Source organism: Yersinia rohdei ATCC 43380, from assembly GCF_000173775.1.
Lineage (GTDB): Bacteria > Pseudomonadota > Gammaproteobacteria > Enterobacterales > Enterobacteriaceae > Yersinia > Yersinia rohdei.
Map to the genome: position 1 here is coordinate 1 of NZ_ACCD01000023.1, position 22308 is coordinate 22308.

Genomic DNA, 22308 nt, shown 5'->3' on the forward strand with positions numbered 1-22308 from the left:
ACAACCTTCATCGGCGTTGCGGGGCGCATTATGCGTATATGGCCGAATTGCGTCAACTAATTTTTTCCCAAAAAAGCGCTGAAAGGGTTCGTTTGTTTGGCTTGTGAACAGACTGGCGATTAAAGCAGCAGTTATAATGATTAATTGTTGAATTTACCTGCAAAAGGAATATATCCAGACTGTTTGAGGTTACCGCTGTGTTAGCCACTCTGGTTACGCGGTTATCAGTCACTGATGGCCAATAAAAAAGGCCGCCCGGAGGCGACCTTGCTATCAGAACCAAAAGTACGAAGGTTTTAGCCCCTCGCAACAGTGGAATTATTTATAAGCATCCTGATGGACGCCCACGGCACGGCCTGATGGGTCATCCATGCTTTTGAATGATTCATCCCATTCAATAGCTTTAGCTGATGAACATGCCACTGATGGGCCGCCAGGGACACATTCAGCTGCACTTGGCAGCGGGAACAGCTCTTCAAAGATTTCGCGATACAAGTAGCCTTCTTTGGAAGACGGCGTGTTATATGGGAAACGGAAATGAGCAGTTTCCATCTGTTGATCAGTGACTTGCTCGGCTGCTTTCTCTTTTAATGTATCAATCCAGCTGTAGCCAACACCATCGGAGAATTGCTCTTTTTGACGCCATGCAACACTGTGTGGCAGGTAAGATTCAAAACATTCACGCAGGACATGCTTTTCCATCTTGCCATTGCCGCACATTTTATCTTGCGGGTTGATACGCATTGCGACATCAAGGAAATTTTTATCCAGGAAGGGAACGCGAGCTTCTACGCCCCAGGCAGACATGGCTTTATTGGCTCGGGCACAGTCATACATGTGCAGAGCTAACAGCTTGCGCACGGTTTCTTCATGTAATTCTTTGGCATTCGGCGCTTTGTGGAAATAGAGGTAACCGCCGAATACTTCGTCAGAACCTTCACCAGATAACACCATTTTGATGCCCATCGCCTTGATTTTACGTGACATCAAATACATTGGCGTTGAGGCGCGGATGGTGGTGACATCATAGGTTTCAATGTGATAAATCACATCGCGAATAGCATCCAGACCTTCTTGCACGGTGAAATGAATTTCATGGTGCACAGTACCTAAATGATTGGCGACTTCTTTCGCGGCACGTAAATCAGGGGAGCCCACTAAACCCACGGCGAAGGAGTGCAATTGTGGCCACCAGGCTTCACTGCGCTCGTCATCTTCGACTCGGCGGGCAGCAAATTTTTTGGTGATGGCGGAAATAACCGAAGAATCCAGGCCGCCAGACAGTAACACGCCGTAAGGCACGTCAGACATCAAATGGCTTTTTACTGCTTCTTCTAATGCATTTGCCAAGGCCACTTTGTCGGTAACATTGTCTTTTACATTATCGAAATCAAACCAGTCGCGATGATAATATTCGCGGATTTCGCCGTCTTTGCTCCACAGATAGCTACCTGCCGGGAATTCTTTAATGGTGCGGCAAACCGGGACTAACGCTTTCATCTCGGAAGCGACAAACATATTGCCGTGTTCGTCATGGCCCATATACAGCGGGATAATACCCAGGTGGTCACGGCCGATCAGGTAGGCGTCTTTCTCTGTATCGTATAAGACAAATGCGAACATGCCTTGTAGATCGTCAAGGAAATCAGGCCCTTTTTCCTGATACAGCGCCAGAATGACTTCGCAGTCTGAGCCGGTCTGGAATTCATAGCGGTCGCCATATTGCTGGCGCAATGCTTGATGATTATAAATTTCACCGTTTACCGCCAGAATATGCGTTTGAGCCGCATTATACAGGGGCTGAGCACCGGTATTTACGTCAACAATAGATAAACGCTCATGGGCCAATATTGCTTTATCATTTGCCCATACACCCGACCAGTCTGGGCCACGGTGGCGCATTAAACGTGACATTTCCAGCGCTTTTTTGCGTAACTCAATGGGGTCGGTTTTAAGGTCAAGAACCCCGAAAATAGAACACATAATAATCTCCCTAACTTCGCTGCTTTGGCGGTGATGATGTTGAGTTTGAGTCGTTCATCGCTGGCGCTATTTTTTAGCCACTTGCTTGCAAGTTATGCCCCATGACGATGCAGTCATCCGAATAATTTAAAGAAACTCGTCATTTGCTAATAGAAAATAATGCAAAAAACACGCCAATTTATAGTTTTATGGATTTGCCGCTATAGCAGGCGCGGTTCTGAGAGTATTAAAAGAAAATGCGCTAAAACAGGGAGGAATGGCAAGAAACTTTAGTGCATTGCACCAAAAAAGGGAGTGGCGGCCATGACCGCCAACAAAATTAGATGATGTCGATTTCTGCAACAGAGCTGTAAACATAGCTTGGGCGGAAGGGCATGGCGTCAATATCCGCCAATGTGGAGACTCCAGACAGCACTAAGATGGTTTCAAGGCCGGCCTGGAACCCGGCCAGAATATCTGTGCGCAGGTTATCCCCGACAATTACTGTGCTTTCTGAGTGCGCTTGCATTTTATTCAGTGCCGCACGGATGATCCACGGGCTAGGCTTGCCGACATAAAATGGTTTCTTGCCCGAGATTTTCTCGATAGGGGCACAGAGCGCGCCACAGGCTGGGGAAAAACCATGACCATGGCTATCTGGGTTGGTGGCAATAAAACGCGCGCCATTAGCCACAAAATAGGCCGCTTTATGCATCATATCCCAGTTATAAGAGCGGGTTTCGCCCACAATGACAAAATCAGGATTGATATCAGTAATGGTAAAACCTGCTTTATACAATTCGTGAACTAATGCGCCTTCACCCACCACATAGGCTTTTTTACCCTCCTGACGGCGCAGGAAGTCGGCAGTGGCCATTGCAGAGGTATAAAATGCACTTTCCGGCACTTCAAGCCCGGCAGAACTGAAGCGGTTAGCCAAGTCTTGCGCGGTTTGGGATGGATAATTGGTCAAAATAACCAGCGGCATTCCGGCTTCTTGAATTCGGGCCAGAAAAACATCTGCCCCAGGGATCGGGTGATTATCATGCAACAACACGCCGTCGATATCACATATAACGCTTTTAATTGTCATTGTTTATATTACTCTTTTAGCCGCAGCAATATGCCACTATAACATGGTCGATTAGGGCCGTGACCCTGCAATTTCCTTATCAGCAGGTTATACCTGCTTTCCGGGATTTTGACATCTATGGCGTTTGATTTTCTAACAGGTGCTGTAGCAACACGCCGTTCAGCATGGCACGTTTAGCCAGCGCGAAAGCCCCGATGGCCGATTGATGGTTAAGCTGCGAGGTGACTATCGGCAGGTTTTGGCGGAAGTTTTTCAACACTTGCGTATTGATACAACCCTGAATGGCGGGAAGCAGGATTTTGTCGGCTTCGATGATTTCGCCGGCAATAACGACTTTTTGTGGATTAAATAAGTTGATGGCAATAGAAATGGCTTTACCGAGGTAGCGGCCCACATGTTCGATGACTTCGGTCGCCAGCAAATCCCCTTTATTGGCGGCTTTGCAAATAGCGCTAATATGGCAATCATCCAATGTCAGTTTGCTTGGGTAGCCCTGAGTCAACAGGTGGCGCACCCGGTTTTCAATCGCTGCATTTGATGCCACGGTCTCCAGACAACCAAAATTGCCGCAATAGCAGCGCTCACCCAGGGGATCAATTTGGATATGACCGATTTCACCGACGTTGCCATTGCTGCCTAAAAATATCTGGCTATTAACAATGATGCCGGCCCCGGTTCCCCGGTGCAGACGAACCAAGATGGAATCTTCGCAATCACGGGTGGCACCGAAATAGTGCTCCGCCAGCGCCAGACTGCGGATATCGTGGCCGACAAAGCTGGTGACATTAAAGCGATTTTGCAGATTTTCGACTAACGGCCAGTTGCTGACACTGATATGTGGCATATAGCGCACGATACCTTTGCTCGGTTCAACCAGACCGGGAAGAATCACTGCGATGGCGATCAGCTCGCGTAACTTGCGCTGATAGGCTTCGATAAATTGGCTGATGACATTAAAGAGGGCGTATTCCAGGGTTTCTTGAGTGCGTTCTGGTAGGGCGTAATGCTCTTCTCCCAGCGACTTCCCGCTCATGTCAAACAGGGTAATGGTGGCATCATGGCGGCCCAGACGGACAGCAATAGTATGGAACTGGCGGTTTTCTGTAACAATGGAAATGGCGCGGCGGCCCCCAGTAGAAGCCTGTTGATCGACTTCTTTGATAAGCCCCCGCTCTAACAATTGGCGGGTGATTTTGGTGACACTGGCGGGGGCTAGCTGACTAAGATCGGCAATTTGTATACGCGAAATCGGGCCTTGTTGATCAATAAGCCGGTAAACCACGGCACCATTGAGTTGTTTCACCAGATCTACGTTACCGATTTGTGACAGTCCGCCAGTGCTCATTAATCAAATTACTCGCTTATTTTAAAACCTCGTTACCGTTAACGATGGTTTTAATGATTTTATAATCGCGGGTGAAGGCAGTCAGGTTAGCAACTTTGCCGACCTCAATACTCCCTAACTGTTTATCCACGCCAATAGCGCGGGCCGCATAAAGTGTTGCCATACGTAATGATTCGTCCAGCGCGATACCTACATGTTCAACACTATTTTGTACTGCTTCTATCATGGTGAGTGCTGAACCGCTTAAGGTGCCGTTCTCATCTACACATAAGCCATCACGATAGTATATTGTTTTACCAGCAAAAATAAATTGTTCAATTGCAGGATCTGCCCCTGCCGGTGCTGTGGCATCGGTCACCAGTACCAGCTTTTCGCCTTTTAGACGTTTGGCATTGCGGATATTGGCCCAGTCGACATGCAGGCCATCAGCAATAACACCGGTGTAGATATCTGGCGTATCAAAAATTGCACCAATAAGCCCCGGTTCGCGCCCGGAAATGTAAGGCATTGCATTATAAAGGTGCGTTGAGAAGCGGATCCCAGCACTAAACCCTTGGCGGGCTTGCTGATAAGTTGCGTTTGAGTGACCCGCAGACACCACAATACCAGCCTCTGTCAGTTGACGAATATATTTAGCATCAACGATTTCAGGTGCCACTGTCAGTTTAGTTATTACATCCGCATTGGCGCACAGATAATCAATCATTTCTGCGCTAGGTTTGCGAATAAATGCAGGATTATGGGTGCCTTTCTTCAGCGGGCTGATATACGGCCCCTCAAGATGTAGCCCCAAAGCCTGGTGCTGATTTTTTTGTAAGTATGAGCGCATGACATTGACGCCGTGCTTCATAAATTCATCACTGCAAGTAATCAGTGTTGGCAAGAAGCTGGTGCAACCTGATTTTTCATTCGCGCGCTGCATGATATCCAACGTCTCTACTGAAATAGCCTCGAGAGAATCATTGTATTGGACGCCGCCGCAGCCATTCAGTTGAAGATCAATAAAACCGGGGGCCAGAATGGCACCACCCAAATCACGGATTTCAATACCAGCCGGAAGTTCATCGACAGGACAGATACGTTCGATCAATCCATCAGCCACAACAACGGCATGATTATCCAATACTTCATGGCTGGTATAAATACGACTGTGAGTTAAAGCGTACATCTTGGCCCCCTGATAACTATTACAGATTTTTGACGTTTTCAGCTTCTAATTCGCGGAAATACTTGACGGTTTTGACCTTCAATTCCATGGTTGATGGTTCATCACACACCATGATGGCTTTGGCATGCAGTTGCAGGCAACTGATAGTCCACATGTGGTTGATGCTACCTTCAACCGCGGCTTGCAAGGCTTGTGCTTTGCCATGACCGGTAACCAAAATCATCACTTCTTCTGCATCCAATAATGTCCCCACACCTACGGTAAGTGCATATTTCGGCACGAGGTTTGCATCACCACCAAAGAAGCGGGAGTTAGCAATGCGGGTTTCTTGGGTCAGAGTTTTGATACGAGTGCGGGAAGCCAAAGAGGATGCCGGTTCGTTAAAGGCGATATGGCCATCAACACCGACGCCACCCATGAACAGGTGAATTTTGCCGTAAGACTTAATTTTTTCTTCGTAACGACGACATTCAGCATCGATGTCTGGCGCGTTACCATTCAATAGGTTGATATTTTCTGCTGGAATATCAACATGATCGAAGAAGTTGGTGTGCATGAAGGTGTAGTAGCTTTCCGGGTGTTCCTGCGGCAAGCCAACATATTCATCCATGTTAAAAGTGACAACATGCTTGAAGCTAACATCGCCGGCTTTATGCATGGCGATTAAATGCTTATAGGCCTCCATTGGTGTGCCACCAGTAGGCAAACCCAGCACAAATGGACGGTCAGCTGTCGGTTTGAAGGCATTGATACGATTAACGATATGACGTGCTGCCCATTTGCCAACTTCTGTGGTGTTTTTCAGTGGGATAAGTCTCATCTTGCACCTCTTGGATTGCTAATAGTGGCTATACTCTACGCGATTAAAATCATTCATCTAAGCGTAACTCAGATTTTGACTCATGCGCTGGTACAATGCGTTGTTCATTTTTCGAATGATAAAATAAGTTTTGTGTCATGGCTAGTCTGTTGGTGCTTTTTAACTAGTTTTTGGTGATATTTATCACAAAATAGGGGGTTTTAATTTGCGTTACGAAATAATTTTTTTACACTCGCAATGAGTAATACGTGCCGTGAATAAATATAAAGTGTGCCATGCGTTTTTCTAAAAGGTAGTGAGTCAATTAAATAAACTACTTATAAGGGTCCGATATCGGACGAATAGGGGGAAAGGTGAATATTCTTAGTTACTTGCAAAAAGTGGGTCGGGCTCTGATGGTCCCTGTGGCCACACTGCCTGCTGCCGCGATACTGATGGGTGTTGGCTACTGGATAGACCCAGTGAGCTGGGGTGGTGATAATGCACTTGCGGCATTATTTATCAAATCCGGTGCCGCTATCATCGATAACATGTCCGTGCTGTTCGCCATTGGTGTGGCTTATGGTATGTCAAAAGACAAAGACGGTGCTGCTGCATTGACCGGCTTTGTCGGCTTTTTGGTGTTAACCACACTGTGTTCTCCTGCTGCGGTCTCGATGATTCAAAAGATCCCAGTTGATCAGGTTCCGGCTGCTTTCGGCAAAATTAACAACCAGTTCGTGGGTATCCTGGTGGGTATCATCTCTGCTGAGTTGTACAACCGCTTTAGCAGTGTTGAACTACCGAAAGCACTTTCCTTCTTCAGTGGTCGTCGTCTGGTTCCGATTCTGACGTCTTTCCTGATGATCGTGGTTGCCTTTATCCTGATGTACGTTTGGCCACTGATTTATAACGCATTGGTGACTTTCGGCGAATATATCAAAGATATGGGTTCTGTGGGCGCGGGCATCTATGCCTTCTTCAACCGCTTGCTTATCCCCGTCGGTCTGCATCACGCCTTGAACTCAGTGTTCTGGTTTGACGTTGCCGGTATTAACGATATTCCTAACTTCCTGGGTGGCCAACAGTCTATCGATAGCGGTAAAGCCATCGTCGGTATTACTGGTCGTTATCAGGCCGGTTTCTTCCCGATCATGATGTTTGGCTTGCCGGGTGCAGCGCTGGCGATTTATCACTGCGCACGTCCGGAAAATAAAGCGAAAGTGGCGGGTATCATGTTGGCAGGGGCTTTTGCCGCCTTCTTCACAGGTATTACCGAACCACTTGAATTCTCCTTCATGTTCGTCGCCCCTGTGCTGTACTTCATTCACGCCGTACTGACCGGTATTTCTGTGTTCATTGCCGCCAGTATGCATTGGATTGCAGGTTTCGGTTTCAGCGCCGGTCTGGTGGATATGGTGCTGTCTTCCCGCAACCCGCTGGCCACACACTGGTATATGCTGATCCCACAAGGTCTGGTGTTCTTCGCCATTTACTATGTGGTCTTCCGTTTCACCATCAAGAAATTCAATTTGCTGACTCCAGGCCGTGAACTGGCCGTTGAAGGCAGCGAAGAAGATGGTTATAACGTCGATCTGGATACCACAAAAGAAGTTAACGAAAGTGAAATCAATGGTTTAGCTCGTCGCTATATTGGTGCGATTGGCGGTTCAGATAACCTGACTGGCATTGATGCTTGTATCACGCGTCTGCGCTTGAATGTGAAAGATTCCGCCCAGGTTAATGACAGTGTTGCCAAGCGTTTAGGGGCTTCTGGTGTTATTCGCCTCAATAAACAAAGTGTGCAAATTATTGTTGGTACTCGTGCTGAACTGATTGCATCGGCAATGCGCGTAGTATTGGCAGGTGGCCCGGTTCCTGCAACAAGCAGCACAGCGGCACCTGCAACCAAGCCTCAAGCGGTGATTAACACGGCAAAAACAGCTTCTTTGGTATTGGTTTCTCCAATCACCGGTGAGGTTGTGGCCTTGGATCAGGTTCCTGATGAAGCCTTTGCCAGCAAAGCTGTGGGTGATGGCGTTGCTATTCGTCCAACCGATAAAATGGTCGTTGCTCCGGCAAACGGCACCGTCGTTAAAATCTTCAATACCAACCATGCTTTCTGTCTGGAAACTGACACCGGCGCAGAAGTTGTGGTGCATATCGGGATTGATACGGTGAAACTTAACGGCCAGGGCTTTGCCCGCTTGGTTGAAGAGGGTGCGACTGTGGTTGCCGGTCAGCCAGTGTTGGAACTGGATTTGGCTTATCTGAATGCCAATGCGCAATCTATGATTAGCCCAGTGGTCGTCAGCAATATTGATGATTATGCCGGTATCTTGGTATTGGCAGGTGGCTCTGTGGTCGCGGGTCAAAGCCCACTGTTTGAGATTAATGGCAAGTAATAACGATAAAGTCTGCGGTCACTAAGGTACTGATGTACTGAATAACCGGTCAGAGTTTTAATCGACATAGCGGGAAGGGAGCAATCTCTTCCCGCTTTTTTGTTTTATTTACTGTAACAAACGGTTGTTTCCGGGCCGGGCTTGTTGGATTATATGCGGTTATATTTGTTGCGTTTGCATTGAGGAATAGAACAATGAGTGAGGCAGAAGCCCGCCCGAGTAATTTTATACGTCAAATTATTGACGAAGACTTAGCCAGCGGCAAACACACGACAGTTCATACCCGCTTCCCGCCGGAGCCTAACGGCTATCTGCATATCGGCCATGCGAAGTCTATTTGTCTGAATTTCGGTATTGCACAAGATTATCAGGGCCAATGTAATCTGCGTTTTGACGACACCAACCCGGTGAAAGAAGACGTGGAGTTTGTTGAGTCAATTAAACACGACGTAGAGTGGCTGGGCTTTACCTGGAGCGGTGATATACATTACTCCTCAGACTATTTCGACCAACTGTACCAGTACGCTGTAGAGCTTATTAACAAAGGTCTGGCGTATGTGGATGAGCTAACTGCTGAACAGATGCGCGAATACCGTGGCACATTGACGGCACCGGGTAAAAACAGCCCATACCGTGACCGCAGTGTGGAAGAAAACCTGGCGCTGTTTGAAAAAATGCGTGCGGGTGGCTTTGCGGAAGGCACTGCCTGCCTGCGAGCTAAAATCGACATGGCATCGCCGTTTATCGTTATGCGCGATCCGGTGCTATATCGCATTAAGTTCGCCGAGCATCATCAGTCGGGCAACAAGTGGTGCATTTACCCGATGTATGACTTTACCCACTGCATTTCCGATGCTATCGAAGGGATTACTCATTCGCTTTGTACACTGGAATTCCAGGATAACCGTCGCTTGTATGATTGGGTGTTGGATAATATCTCCATTGAATGTCATCCACGTCAGTATGAGTTTTCGCGCCTGAATCTTGAATACGCCATTATGTCTAAGCGCAAGCTGAACCAATTGGTGACAGAGAAGATTGTGGAAGGCTGGGATGACCCACGGATGCCAACCATTTCTGGTTTGCGTCGCCGTGGTTATACCGCGGCATCAATCCGTGAATTCTGCCGTCGTATCGGGGTGACCAAGCAGGAAAATAACGTTGAGATGATGTCACTGGAATCTTGTATCCGTGATGATCTGAACGAAAATGCCCCACGGGCTATGGCTGTGCTTGACCCTATCAAAGTGGTTATCGAAAACCGTGCTGCTGGGGAAGAGTGGCTGACGATGCCAAATCATCCGAACAATCCGGAGATGGGCACCCGTCTGGTGCCTTTCGATAGTGAGATTTATATCGATCGCGCTGATTTCCGTGAAGAAGCCAATAAGCAATATAAGCGTTTGGTGTTGGGCAAAGAAGTGCGCCTGCGCAATGCTTATGTACTTAAAGCTGAACGCGTTGAGAAAGACGCCGCAGGCAATGTCACTACGCTGTATTGCAGCTACGACCCAGAAACATTGAACAAAGATCCGGCTGACGGGCGTAAAGTTAAAGGCGTTATCCACTGGGTTTCGGTGCAGCACGCCTTACCTGCGGAAATTCGTTTATACGACCGGTTGTTTAGTGTACCAAACCCAGGGGCCGCAGAAGACTTCCTGTCGACCATTAACCCTGAATCTTTGGTTATTCGCCAGGGCTTCGTGGAACCAAGTTTGGCCGCCGCAGTGCCAGAAAAAACCTATCAATTCGAACGTGAAGGTTATTTCTGTGCTGACAGCCGTTATTCACGTCCGGATGCATTAGTGTTTAACCGCACTGTGGGCCTACGTGATACCTGGGCTGCAAAAGCCGCTAATTAATTTTGGTATGCAGAATTAATATTATTGGCGTGGCTTAGGTCACGCCTTTTTTATGCCTCTCAATGATACCGCCGCAGGGTTATTTTAGCGGTATTTAGCCGCACTATAGCACTCGCCTTCGCGTAATAATCTCCCCATTCTTCGCCTCCTGGGCCACCAATCACCTTAGAGATAAAACAGAAAATGTTTGTTTTATTAAACTCGGCTTGATTTTTTTCTCTTCACCTCATCCTGAGGTCAATAACAACAGATTACTTTTTTTGCTCCCATAAATGTCGCTGTTTGTAAGTCGTTCTTAAATATTCGCTTTACAAATTAACTGCGGCAAAAATGCGATTTATTGCATAAAAATTCACTATTTATTCTAAAAGCTGAAACCATTCAGGATGTCAATAAGAGACTATTTTTGCTTTTAAAAATGCTCTTATCCATTGTTTTTTAAGCTTTTGTGAGCTCTGTAATATTTTTTCACAGTTATGTGCTCGTTGTCATACTTTGAATAATTAGCTTATTTTTTGATTGATAATTCGCGTCGCGAAAAATAGTCTGTGTGTCAGCAACCATCATCAAAGTGTTGGTATTTCGCAGCAGAAGTTTGTTTTTTTAATGAGCAATGGCCGGTGGAGATTTCTCCCCCAGCAAAATTTTACCCACTTAGGGTTTATTTGAGGCTGAACCTGTGAGCAGTGGTGAACACAGGCAAGCACTTTAAATGTGATGTCAAAGAGGAATTTTTTTATATGGTTACGCACGGTGCTAAACGTAAAACGTTAGCGCTCGCAGTCGCGGGTGCACTGTTAGGAACGGGGTTTATGGCAACCCCAGAGGCCAAGGCTGAAGGTTTTATTGATGATTCGTCACTGACCGGTGGTATTTACTATTGGCAGCGTCAGCGCGACCGTAAAGATTTAACCCCCGGCAGTGCTGAGTACGGCAAATATGTTGCCAACCTGCATCACTCCACCTTTAACGCCAACCTGGACTTCTCTTCTGGTTACGCCGCAGATATGTTCGGTATCGACTTGGCGGCATTTGGCGCAGTTGAACTGACAAACAGTGGCCCGGCGGCACCAAACGAAATTGGCTTTAGTGATGCTAAAACCCGTTGGGATGAAAAATGGACGGGGGATAAGAGTGGCGTCAGTGTTTACAAGGCCGCGGCCAAATTCAAGTTAGGCGATTTCTGGGCGCGTGGCGGGTATATCCAGCCGACCGGCCAGACATTATTAGCCCCGCACTGGAGTTTTATGCCGGGCACTTATCGTGGTGCTGAAGGCGGTGCGAAATTTGATTTTGATACTGCGGGCGCATTATCGATGTCCTACATGTGGACTGATGAATATAAAGCGCCTTGGTATCAGAATATGTACAACTTCCGTCAGGCGGATGGGCTTACCGGTATTAGTTACCTGCATTCATTCGGTGCCAAGTACGACTTCAAAAATAAATTGGTGCTGGAAGCCGCGTTTGGGCAGGCCAAAGATTATATGGATCAGTACTTTACCAAGGCCTCTTATGCTTTCCCAGTTGCAGGTAATGATCTGCGCACCTCTTATCAATTCTATGGAGCCAAAGACAAAGTTGATGGTGGCTTCAAGAATGTCAATAACGTGTATGACGGCTTAGCCTGGTTACAAGCGCTGACTTTGGGTTACACCACCGGGCCATTGGATTGGCGTTTGGAAGGAACTTGGGCCAAGGCAGAAGGTAACCAAGGTTACTTTTTACAGCGTATGACTCCGGGCTATGCCACCTCGAATGGCCGTTTGGATGTGTGGTGGGATTCCCGCTCTGATTTCAACGCCAATGGCGAAAAAGCGCTGTTTGGTGGCGTGATGTATGACCTGAAAAACTGGAATTTAGCCGGTTGGGCCGCTGGCACCTCCTATGCCTATGGCTGGGATGCTAAACCTAGCTCCAATCCTATCTATGACCAGAATGTGCGACTGAAAGAATCCGCCTGGAACTTTGATATTCTTTACACCCTGCAAGAAGGCCGGGCGAAAGGCACATTATTCAAATTGCATTACACGATGTATGACAACCATACCAATATCCCAAGTTATGGCGGCGGTTTCGGCAACATATTCCAGGATGAAAAAGACGTTAAATTTATCGTCATTGCGCCCTTTACCATTTTCTGATTGTTAGATTGCCATCCCCGGCCAACAGTGCCGGGGAACAATGGAGTGATGCCATGAAAAAAACACTTTTTCTCCTTACTGCAATAATGGGATTAAGCGCTTGTGCCACACAAGCACCGGTTCAGCCGGAAGACAGCAAACTTAAGCAAGCTTACAGTGCTTGTATTAATGCCAGTGAAGGTCAACCGGAAAGGCTTATCCCTTGTAAAGCCGTGCTGAATGTTTTGAAGCAAGAAAGAGCGCATCAAGACTTTACTGACAAAGAAACAGTTCGGGTATTGGATTATCAGCGTTGCATTGATGCAGCCCATACCGGCAATGGTCAGGCCTATAAAGCGCAGTGTGGCAAGCTTTGGCAAGAAATTCGCGACAATAATTAAACTAACAATAATTCTGCCAGCAGCAATACTTTTATAAATAATACTTATACAAACAATACGTTCACAAACAATACGTTCACAAACATAGCTTTTACAAACAATGCTGGCAGCAATTATTAATTATGGATGAGGTTAGTGATGAACAGATTCAAATTAAATGCGCTGGCGGCAATGGCCGCAACTTTGGGTTTGATGGGATACGCCAATGCGGATACCGCCCCTCAACAGTTAGTTGATAAACTCAGCACCTTGAAAGTTAACTATAAAATTTTGGATAATCGCGCCGCTGAACATGGCGTGGACTGCGCTAAGTTGGGCGCTGATTGGGCCTCATGTAACAAAGTAATGATAACGCTGACCAACACCGGGGATCAGATAACAGGCCAGGACTGGGCTATTTATTTTCACAGTATTCGACAAATTCTGGCTGTGGATAACAGCCAGTTCAAAATTACGCACCTGACCGGTGACCTACATAAAATTGAACCGACGGAAAAATTTGCCGGTTTCCCTGCCAATCAGGTGGTTGAAATCCCCATTACCGGCGAATACTGGCAGCTGTTTGCCACCGACTTTATGCCGCGCTGGTATGCAACTTCGGGTAATGCTAAGCCAAAAGTACTGAAAAATACCGATACTGAGGACATCAACGAATATCTCACTCAGTTTACCGGAGATAACTGGCAGCGAACCAAAGACGATAATAATGTGTTGATGACGCCGGAGTCTCGTTTCGTCAAAAATGCTGCAGTGAAAACATTGGCGGCGGCTGACTTGCGTGGGCAAATTATTCCGACCCCGCTGGAAGTCAAAATCCATCAGCAAGATGTTGATCTTAGCAAGGGTGTGGCATTGGATTTGAGCGCATTGCCGCAATCGGGTGCAGAGGCGGTGCAGCAACGTTTCGAATTACTCGGCCTGACACTCAATTCGGCAGGATTCCCGATTAAAACTGCCATTCAACCGGCTGACTTTAAAGGTGATTTAGCACTGTCCGGTGCCTATCAGCTGAAAATTGGCGAGCAAGGTGCGCAAGTTATTGGCTTTGATCCCGCGGGCGTATTTTACGGCCTGCAATCAATCCTTTCTTTAGTGCCGACCGATGGCAGCAAGAATATTGCCACTCTTGATGCACAAGATGCACCGCGCTTTGAATATCGTGGCGTCTTCTTAGATGTCGGGCGTAACTTCAAAACCAAAGCCGCGGTGCTGCGTTTGCTGGATCAGATGGCGGCTTACAAGCTGAATAAATTCCACTTTCACCTCAGTGATGATGAGGGCTGGCGTATTGAGATCCCCGGCCTGCCAGAGTTGACGGAGGTTGGCGGCAAACGTTGCCATGATTTGACTGAGAATACTTGCTTGCTACCCCAATTGGGGTCTGGCCCGGATAGCAATAATTTGGGTTCTGGTTACTTTACCCGTGCTGATTATCTCGACATTTTACACTATGCCAAAGCCCGCCAAATTGAGGTGATTCCTGAAATCGACATGCCAGCACATGCCCGTGCGGCGGTGGTGTCGATGGAGGCCCGTTACCATAATTTAATGAAGCAGGGTAAAGAAACAGCAGCCAATGAATTCCGGCTACTCGACCCGACAGACGACTCTAACACCACCTCAGTACAATTCTATGAACGTAAAAGCTATTTGAACCCCTGCCTGGATTCTTCTAAGCGGTTTGTCGATAAAGTCATTGGCGAAATGGCGCAGATGCACAAAGAGGCCGGTATGCCGCTAACCACTTGGCACTTTGGTGGCGATGAGGCGAAAAATATCCGGCTGGGTGCTGGCTTCCAGGACAAGAATGGCACTATTGAACCGGGTAAAGGCATCATTGATAAGGGAGTTGAAGATAAGCCCTGGGCTAAATCGCAGGTGTGCCAGGATAGGGTCAAGCAAGGCAAGATTCAGGATGTTGAGCACCTTGCCAGCTACTTCGGCATTGAGGTTAGCAAACTGGTTAATGCCCACGGTATTGAAAAAATGCAGGCCTGGCAAGATGGGTTGAAAGACGCAAAAAGCGCCAAAGATTTCGCGACCAAACGTGTTGGCGTCAACTTCTGGGATACCCTTTACTGGGGTGGGGCCGATTCTATCAATGATTGGGCCAACAAAGGTTATGAGGTGGTGGCCTCCAACCCGGATTATGTTTACTTCGATATGCCTTATGAAGTTAATCCGAATGAGCGCGGCTATTACTGGGCCACCCGCTTTACCGATGAAGCGAAAGTCTTCAGTTTCGCCCCCAATAACATGCCGCAAAACGCCGAAACATCGGTTGACCGCGATGGTAATCATTTCAGCGCGAAGAGTGATAAACCTTGGCCGGGAGTGCAGGGTATTTCAGGTCAATCATGGAATGAAACAGTACGCACTGATAAACAGATGGAATATATGATTTTCCCTCGGGTATTGCCTCTGGCTGAACGCGCCTGGCACCGCGCATCTTGGGAACAGGATTACCAAGCAGGCCGCGAATATCAAGGCGGTAAGACGCACCATGTGGATACCCAAGCATTGAATACGGATTGGCAGCGTTTCGCTAATATTATGGGCCAGCGTGAATTGGCAAAGCTGGATAAATCCGGTGTTGCTTACCGCTTGCCGGTGCCGGGGGCGCGAGTTGTTGGCGGAATATTGGAAGCTAATCTCTCCTTGCCGGGGCTGATTATCGAGTTTTCTACCGATGGCGGAAAGCAATGGCAGCAGTATGATGCCAAAGTGCCAACCAAAGTCAGCGGTGAGGTACTGATCCGTGCTACCAGCCCGGACGGCAAACGCAGTAGCCGGGCGGAGCCGGTTAAAGTGTGACGCGTGTTTTTAAGGTGCTGTGTCTGAGGTTATCTCCTGTTTGCTATTTTTTTGGGTAAACACACGAAGTGACGTTGAGTTGATGGTTTTTCCCCGGCGAGTCCGGGTTTTTTTTGTCTGAAATCCAGTAAATATTTTCAGATAAGTGGAGTGGCATTGAGGTACATAGCCGAGTGGGATGCAGAAAGTCTGGGGGAGGGTGCGCTAAGCACCAATAAGAATGACCACCAGCTTCCTAACTGAGCAGGAAAGGTGGCCACCTTGCTGATAAAGCTATTCGCGCCAGATAATAGAATGCAATTATCTGGGTTTTAAATCTCAGTGCATAAAATCTTTATCTTTTGTCGTGTGCAGACTCATTTTCACGACAATTGCCGCTCTCACAGTGGCCGTACAGATACAGGCTGTGATTGGTCAGCTTGATACCATGCTGTTTAGCAATTTCACGTTGAAGCGATTCAATGGATTCATTACTAAACTCAATCACTTTGCCGCAATCCAGGCAAATCAGGTGATCGTGATGATGCTGCTGCGTCAGTTCAAAGACTGATTTGCCGCCTTCGAAATTGTGGCGGGTAACAATACCGGCATCATCAAATTGATTTAGTACACGGTAAACCGTCGCCAAACCAATCTCTTCACCGATATCGATCAGCTTTTTATAAAGATCTTCCGCGCTGACGTGGTGGCACGCCGGATTTTGCAACACTTCCAGTATTTTAAGCCGGGGCAGTGTTACTTTAAGGCCTGCATTTTTTAAGGCTTTGTTGTTGTCAGTCATGCGGATTCAGTCCTGTTACTATCGATTCAAATTAAGGCTGTTCAGCCTATGACATCCGTGGCGCAATAATTACAATTGCGTCTCATTATAGAACTGCTAGGCCCAAATGAAAACCGGGGTTGTTAACAAAGATATAATTGCACACTTTGTCAGATTAATCATGCAGTGTATTGATGAATGGGATTATCGCATCATTTTAGTATATGGTGCCGAAAGGTGATGTTACAAATTTGTAGTTATTTATTTTCATTTTACACGGATGAGGATGCCGATTTGTGGGCGGCTTAACAAAGCGCATGTTGATAGCAAATTACGCCATCAAAGATTTGTGGTTATCTAAAGATGATACATGGCCAGAGACTGGCAAGGTAAGTTTACAAAAAAGATAAGAACTCGTTGAAACGCCCGGCGATAGTTAAAATCCACCAAGCGTTTCTTTGCCGACAACTTAGCCGGTTATCTCAGACAAGCTCAGTTCTTCGCTTATCTGTTTTACCCAAGCTTCAACACGTTCATTTGTCAGTTCTGGTTGGCGGTCTTCATCGATTGCTAAACCAATAAAGTGATTATCATCAGCCAAGCCTTTAGAGGCTTCAAAGTGGTAACCTGTCGTTGGCCAGTGACCGACAATAGCGGCACCACGCGGTTCGATGATATCGCGCACTGTACCCATCGCATCACAGAAATATTCTGCGTAGTCTTCCTGATCACCACAACCGAACAACGCAACCAGTTTGCCATTGAAATCGATCTCTTCCAGTGTTGGGAAGAAATCATCCCAATCGCACTGGGCTTCACCGTAATACCAGGTTGGGATACCGATCAGCAGAATATCGAAGCCTTCTAAATCTTCTTTAGTGCTTTTGGCAATGTCATGAACCTCAGCAACCTCTTTGCCCAGTTGCTTTTGGATCATCTTGGCAATGTTTTCGGTATTGCCAGTATCGCTGCCAAAGAAAATGCCTACAATTGCCATATAACTTAATACCTTTTGAATTCAAATAGTTAAACTAATTGTCGAGCTAGATGCCCAACAATATAACACATTTCATTGGGCGATATAATGCCAGAAGACGCCATCAGACTCATATCAAGTTTATGCGATATTAAATTTTGGTGAGTCGCTCAATCTTACAATGTTATTGCCGATAACATTCATGTAATCGAAAGGTTGCAATTTGTGGTGCCAGGGGGAGAACCGGCAGATGAACGTTTGTCGGGGGGGAGCTGTCGTTAGCTGTATGGAACGTCCTTATTGCTTTTCGGTCATCAAATAATACCAGAGTCTCTATCGGTAACTATCCGATATATAAGGGGAACGAACATGCGGTTTTTTAAAAATATCACCATCAGGGCGGCATTACTTTGGGTTCTCGGCGCATTTTGTGTGCTTTGGGGCGGAGTATCTGCCAATACGTTGTTATCACTGAACCAACTGACAGAATCTTCTAACGCCAATGCGGTGTTGGTTGAAAATATGAATTTGGTCAATCAGGGGACTGACCAATATTTCCGTATGGTAACTCGCCTTGCTCGTGCGGTGGATTATCATCAGAGCGGCAATATGGCCGATGCTGATAAGGAACTTAAATCCTCTAATGTTGCATTGGAGAATCTGAAGGAAAAACTCGCAGAGTTTAAAGCTATCGACCATGCACAAATAGATCCCGTGTTAGTCACTGGCGTGATTGATGGTTGGAGTGGATTAATTGAGCAAGGTGTTATGCCGCTTTATCAGGCGGCAATGGATAACAATAGCGCTGCTTATCAAGAGTTAGCGAAAAAAACTGTTCCCGCGTTGAGCCGCCAGTATGGTTCAGTGGCCGAAGCATTTAATCAGGCTGCATCGCATGCTATTGGGGTGGCTAAAGACCAATTCGCACAACTGACTAAAATGAGCAGCATGACTTTGATTGCGGCATTGCTGACCGGTTTGGCCATTTTATTGGCCACAGATCGCTACCTGGTGGTTAATCTGGTTCGCCCTTTGGATGATATTCGTGCGCATTTCCGGGTTATTGCCTCTGGCCAACTGGGGCAACCTATTGTTGATTTTGGTCACAATTGTGTTGGGCAATTATTCCCATTGTTACGCGAGGTACAAACTAGCCTGGTTAACACGGTTAAAGCTATTCGTAGCAGTACCGATGGGATTTATCAGGGCGCTGCGGAGATTGCTGCGGGTAATACCGATTTATCATCTCGTACCGAGCAGCAGGCCGCCGCGCTGGAAGAAACCGCGGCGAGTATGGAGCAGTTAACTGCCACGGTAAAACATAATGCCAGCAATGCGCATCATGCCAGCCAACTGGCAGATAATGCGCGCGCAACAGCAAAAAAGGGCGGGGTGCTGGTGGCGGATGTGGTTAACACCATGAATGAGATTTCAGCCAGTTCGCGGAAAATCGCTGATATCACCACTGTGATTAACAGCATTGCGTTTCAGACCAATATTTTGGCGCTGAATGCGGCGGTTGAAGCCGCGCGCGCGGGGGAACAAGGCCGTGGTTTTGCCGTAGTCGCCAGTGAGGTACGCAATCTTGCTCAACGAAGCGCTCAGGCGGCGAAGGAAATTGAGGGTTTGATTAGCGAGTCGGTTGGCCGGGTCAGCAGTGGTTCGGCATTGGTGGAAAGCACCGGAGCCACTATGGATGAGATTGTGCGCTCCATTACCAATGTGACTGATTTAATGAGTGAAATAGCCTCTGCTTCTGATGAACAAAGTAAAGGTATCAGTCAGGTTGGGCTGGCGGTGGCCGAAATGGACACTGTGACTCAGCAAAATGCGGCATTGGTGCAGGAGGCTTCACGGGCTGCGGCGTCACTTGAGGAACAGGCGACTCAGTTAAACCTTGCAGTCGCAGTGTTTAAATTGCGCTCAGATGATCAGCGGAGCAAGCCAGTTGCGAAAGCAAAAGTACTCACCAAGGTAACCGCCCCTGTTCGGGTGGATAGCAATGACAACTGGGAAACATTTTAAGTAGGCTGGGGATAAAGTAATAACGGCGTGGCGTAATGACTTACGCCACGCCGTCGTGGTAACTGAAAAGATTAAAACCTTTGAGGTTGCAGACATTCCTACACTATTGCCGGTCATCTGCCGGGCGACTGCGCCGCTGGGTGCCCCGGTGACTCTCGCCACAGTGCCCCTTTGGTACATTTTCCCGGTAACTAACGTTGTCAGCAGTCTGAAAGGTTAAAAACCTTCTTGTGAGTGTTCCAATTGAGCCAATAACATTTGTTCAATCAGTTCACTGCGGCTGATATTACGTTGCTCTGCAAGGCTGTTGAGAGCATCGACGGCATCGGCGTTAATCTTCAGTTCCACGCGTCGTAAGCCACGTACTTTATCGCGCCGTAGTTGATTTCGCTTATTAATTCTAAGCTGTTCATCACGGGATAATGGGTTTGTTTTCGGGCGCCCCGGACGGCGTTCATCTGCGAACAGATCCAGCGTCGTGCGATCCGTTTGTTCTTTTGCCATAGGTCGCGCTACTACAAGGGATTTACATCAAAAAATTTGATGATTTGGTTTACACGTTTCAGGTTGAGAACATAGATAGAATGCATTGAGTAACCTATTATCCAACAGCCCGAATTTGCATTTGCTACTAAACGCTGTAGCAAATTTATAGCGCGCCATAATACCCCAGCCAACCGAGCAACGACAATGCTTTACTGTGATTAGATTGGGTTAATTTGTTCTTTTTTGCACAATTTTTCCACAGGAAATACATTTCTTTTCCCCAGGGTATAATTTTTAACCAACTGCAATGCCAATGACTTTGGTTATGTTTATTTATTGGTCAGGTTTATTTTTCACCACTAGGGTCTTCATCAATAAATCGATGAATAGCACGTAACACTGAATCTGGTTTCTCTGCATGAACCCAATGGCCCGTTCCGGCCACGATATAAGCACGAGCTTGCGGGAACTGACGGGCAATCTCATCGCGATATTCATCTTGAATATAGGGGGATAACTCACCGCGAATAAATAAAATCGGATGTGGCCACGGGGGAACCGGCTGCCAGCCTACAATATTTTCGTATTGATTCCATAATGCCGGCGCATCAAATCGCCATTCACCTTGTTGGAATGACTTTAATAAGAACTGAATAACGCCTTCTTCTTTTATTGTTTCCCGCATCAGTTGAGCGGCTTGTTGGCGTTGGGTTACTCCGGCCGCCGTGACGGCATTGATAGCGGCAAAAATTTGATCATGACGGCGCACTTGATAATTGACCGGGGCGATATCAATCGCGACCAGTTTTTCAATACGGTCAGGTGCGATTGCGGTCATTGCCATCGCCACTTTGCCCCCCATTGAATGGCCGATAATTATCGCTTTTTCTATGGCGAGCTGGTCCATTAATTCCAGAACGTCTTGCGCCATATCCGGATAATTCACCTGTGGTGAGCGGGGGGATAAACCGTGGTCGCGCAAATCAACCTGAATCACATGATGATCCTGGTGCAAATCACGCGCCAGAACACCCAAGTTATCAAGATTACCAAATAACCCATGAATGAGGATGATGGGCAGGGTGGGGGTAGGTGAAAGTGCGTTTTGTATGCGGAAGTTTAATTTCATGGCGAAGTTCATACTGAGAGATATTGTGGTTAGGGTATCATGTCTGAGCAGAGGTTTGCTGCTCCATGATTATTTGCCTTATCAAGTATATGTAGATTATTGCGTCATTACCGCTGCGATGGGGGATTTATCCTGATAAAGCCATGATAAAGGTACTCGTTAGCGCGCTTTGACTTTATAATCCTAAGATATGCATAAGAAAGTAGAAACCGTACTGGATAAAGATGAAAACTATTGAACTTGACGAAGAACTTTATCGCTATATTGCCAGCCATACGCAACACATTGGCGAGAGCGCGTCCGATATTTTACGGCGTATGCTGAAGTTTACAGCAGGTCAGCCGGTACCAAACTTACCTGCCAACAATGAGGTAGCAAAGGCGGTAGTCGCCCCCGCCCCACGAGATAAAGTTCGTGCAGTGCGTGAATTGCTATTGTCTGATGAATATGCCGAGCAAAATAGGGCGGTTAACCGCTTTATGTTAGTGTTATCAACATTATATACCTTGGATGCTCAAGCATTTACCGAGGCAACAGAATCTTTACATGGCCGCACTCGGGTTTATTTTGCCGGAGATCAGCAGACATTGTTGCAAAACGGGACACACACTAAGCCCAAGCATGTCCCTGGTACGCCATACTGGGTTATTACCAATACCAATACCGAGCGTAAACGCAGCATGGTGCAACATATCATGCTGACAATGCAGTTCCCGCCAGAATTGACTGATAAAGTGTGCGGGACTATCTGATTTTATTGAAATTATATCCAGTAAATTTCAAAATGCAGACAGGTGGCAAGCAGGGAGCAAATGGGTTGTAAACCGATTTGAACAGCGCTGGCCCGAAGGTTGAGCATAAGTCTCATCACTTCGAAGAGCTTACTCAAATAGAGGTTCGGGCGAGCCTGTGCAGCCAACATATCTGCGACTTAAAAATTAAAGGTATAAGGAGTAATGT

The 22308-nt window shown here is 47.0% G+C and carries 16 protein-coding genes; 7 read left to right on the forward strand and 9 right to left on the reverse strand.

Translation table 11 applies throughout. The features are described from left to right. Positions 1-318: 318 nt before the first annotated feature. From asnB to nagB, 5 genes are all read right to left on the reverse strand, one after another. Positions 319-1983, reverse strand: coding sequence for an asparagine synthase B (gene asnB / locus YROHD0001_RS04735; protein ID WP_004715739.1), 1665 nt, complete (start codon positions 1981-1983; stop codon positions 319-321). A gap of 319 nt (positions 1984-2302) precedes the next feature. After that, the gene (locus tag YROHD0001_RS04730; RefSeq protein ID WP_004715740.1) at positions 2303-3055 is read right to left on the reverse strand and encodes an HAD-IIA family hydrolase; all 753 of its coding nucleotides are present in this window, start codon (positions 3053-3055) and stop codon (positions 2303-2305) included. Between the two features lie 115 nt (positions 3056-3170). Continuing rightward, positions 3171-4400, reverse strand: coding sequence for a DNA-binding transcriptional regulator NagC (gene nagC / locus YROHD0001_RS04725; protein ID WP_004715741.1), 1230 nt, complete (start codon positions 4398-4400; stop codon positions 3171-3173). Between the two features lie 16 nt (positions 4401-4416). Continuing rightward, complete coding sequence (nagA, locus tag YROHD0001_RS04720) at positions 4417-5568, reverse strand: N-acetylglucosamine-6-phosphate deacetylase (protein WP_004715742.1); 1152 nt, start codon at positions 5566-5568, stop codon at positions 4417-4419. Positions 5569-5587: 19 nt separating this feature from the next. Next, the gene (gene nagB / locus YROHD0001_RS04715) at positions 5588-6388 is read right to left on the reverse strand and encodes a glucosamine-6-phosphate deaminase (protein ID WP_004715743.1); all 801 of its coding nucleotides are present in this window, start codon (positions 6386-6388) and stop codon (positions 5588-5590) included. A 353-nt stretch (positions 6389-6741) separates the two neighbouring features. Between nagB and nagE the strand changes: the two genes are divergently transcribed. The 5 genes from nagE (at position 6742) to YROHD0001_RS04690 (ending at position 15972) form a co-directional block, all read left to right on the forward strand. Beyond that, on the forward strand, positions 6742-8772 hold the full coding sequence (nagE, locus tag YROHD0001_RS04710) for an N-acetylglucosamine-specific PTS transporter subunit IIBC (protein ID WP_032817482.1): 2031 nt from the start codon (positions 6742-6744) through the stop codon (positions 8770-8772). Positions 8773-8966: 194 nt separating this feature from the next. Next, positions 8967-10634 (forward strand): glutamine--tRNA ligase, encoded by a 1668-nt coding sequence (gene glnS, locus YROHD0001_RS04705; RefSeq protein ID WP_004715745.1) that lies wholly within the window; start codon positions 8967-8969, stop codon positions 10632-10634. Positions 10635-11374: 740 nt separating this feature from the next. Next, a complete protein-coding gene (chiP, locus tag YROHD0001_RS04700) occupies positions 11375-12778 on the forward strand; it encodes a chitoporin ChiP (RefSeq protein ID WP_004715746.1) in 1404 nt (467 codons plus the stop codon). A 53-nt stretch (positions 12779-12831) separates the two neighbouring features. Continuing rightward, complete coding sequence (gene chiQ, locus YROHD0001_RS04695) at positions 12832-13158, forward strand: ChiQ/YbfN family lipoprotein (protein WP_032817484.1); 327 nt, start codon at positions 12832-12834, stop codon at positions 13156-13158. Between the two features lie 138 nt (positions 13159-13296). Beyond that, positions 13297-15972 carry a beta-N-acetylhexosaminidase gene (locus YROHD0001_RS04690; protein WP_032817486.1) on the forward strand — a complete coding sequence of 892 codons (2676 nt, stop codon included), beginning with the start codon at positions 13297-13299 and terminating at the stop codon, positions 15970-15972. A 334-nt stretch (positions 15973-16306) separates the two neighbouring features. Here the strand turns inward: YROHD0001_RS04690 and fur are convergent, their stop codons facing one another. Further along, on the reverse strand, positions 16307-16753 hold the full coding sequence (gene fur, locus YROHD0001_RS04685) for a ferric iron uptake transcriptional regulator (protein WP_004715749.1): 447 nt from the start codon (positions 16751-16753) through the stop codon (positions 16307-16309). Between the two features lie 448 nt (positions 16754-17201). Beyond that, a complete protein-coding gene (fldA, locus tag YROHD0001_RS04680; protein ID WP_004715751.1) occupies positions 17202-17729 on the reverse strand; it encodes a flavodoxin FldA in 528 nt (175 codons plus the stop codon). A gap of 348 nt (positions 17730-18077) precedes the next feature. Here fldA and YROHD0001_RS04675 point away from each other — a divergent pair, with 348 nt between their 5' ends. Next, positions 18078-19733 carry a methyl-accepting chemotaxis protein gene (locus YROHD0001_RS04675; RefSeq protein WP_004715752.1) on the forward strand — a complete coding sequence of 552 codons (1656 nt, stop codon included), beginning with the start codon at positions 18078-18080 and terminating at the stop codon, positions 19731-19733. Positions 19734-19949: 216 nt separating this feature from the next. On the opposite strand, the gene ybfE is transcribed toward YROHD0001_RS04675, so the two are convergent. Both ybfE and ybfF read right to left on the reverse strand, forming a co-directional pair. Beyond that, positions 19950-20237: a LexA regulated protein gene (ybfE, locus tag YROHD0001_RS04670; RefSeq protein ID WP_004715753.1), complete on the reverse strand. Its 288-nt coding sequence runs from the start codon at positions 20235-20237 to the stop codon at positions 19950-19952. A gap of 328 nt (positions 20238-20565) precedes the next feature. After that, positions 20566-21348 carry an esterase gene (ybfF, locus tag YROHD0001_RS04665; RefSeq protein WP_032817488.1) on the reverse strand — a complete coding sequence of 261 codons (783 nt, stop codon included), beginning with the start codon at positions 21346-21348 and terminating at the stop codon, positions 20566-20568. Between the two features lie 224 nt (positions 21349-21572). Between ybfF and seqA the strand changes: the two genes are divergently transcribed. Next, positions 21573-22100, forward strand: coding sequence for a replication initiation negative regulator SeqA (gene seqA, locus YROHD0001_RS04660; RefSeq protein ID WP_004715755.1), 528 nt, complete (start codon positions 21573-21575; stop codon positions 22098-22100). The last annotated feature ends 208 nt before the right edge of the window (positions 22101-22308 follow it).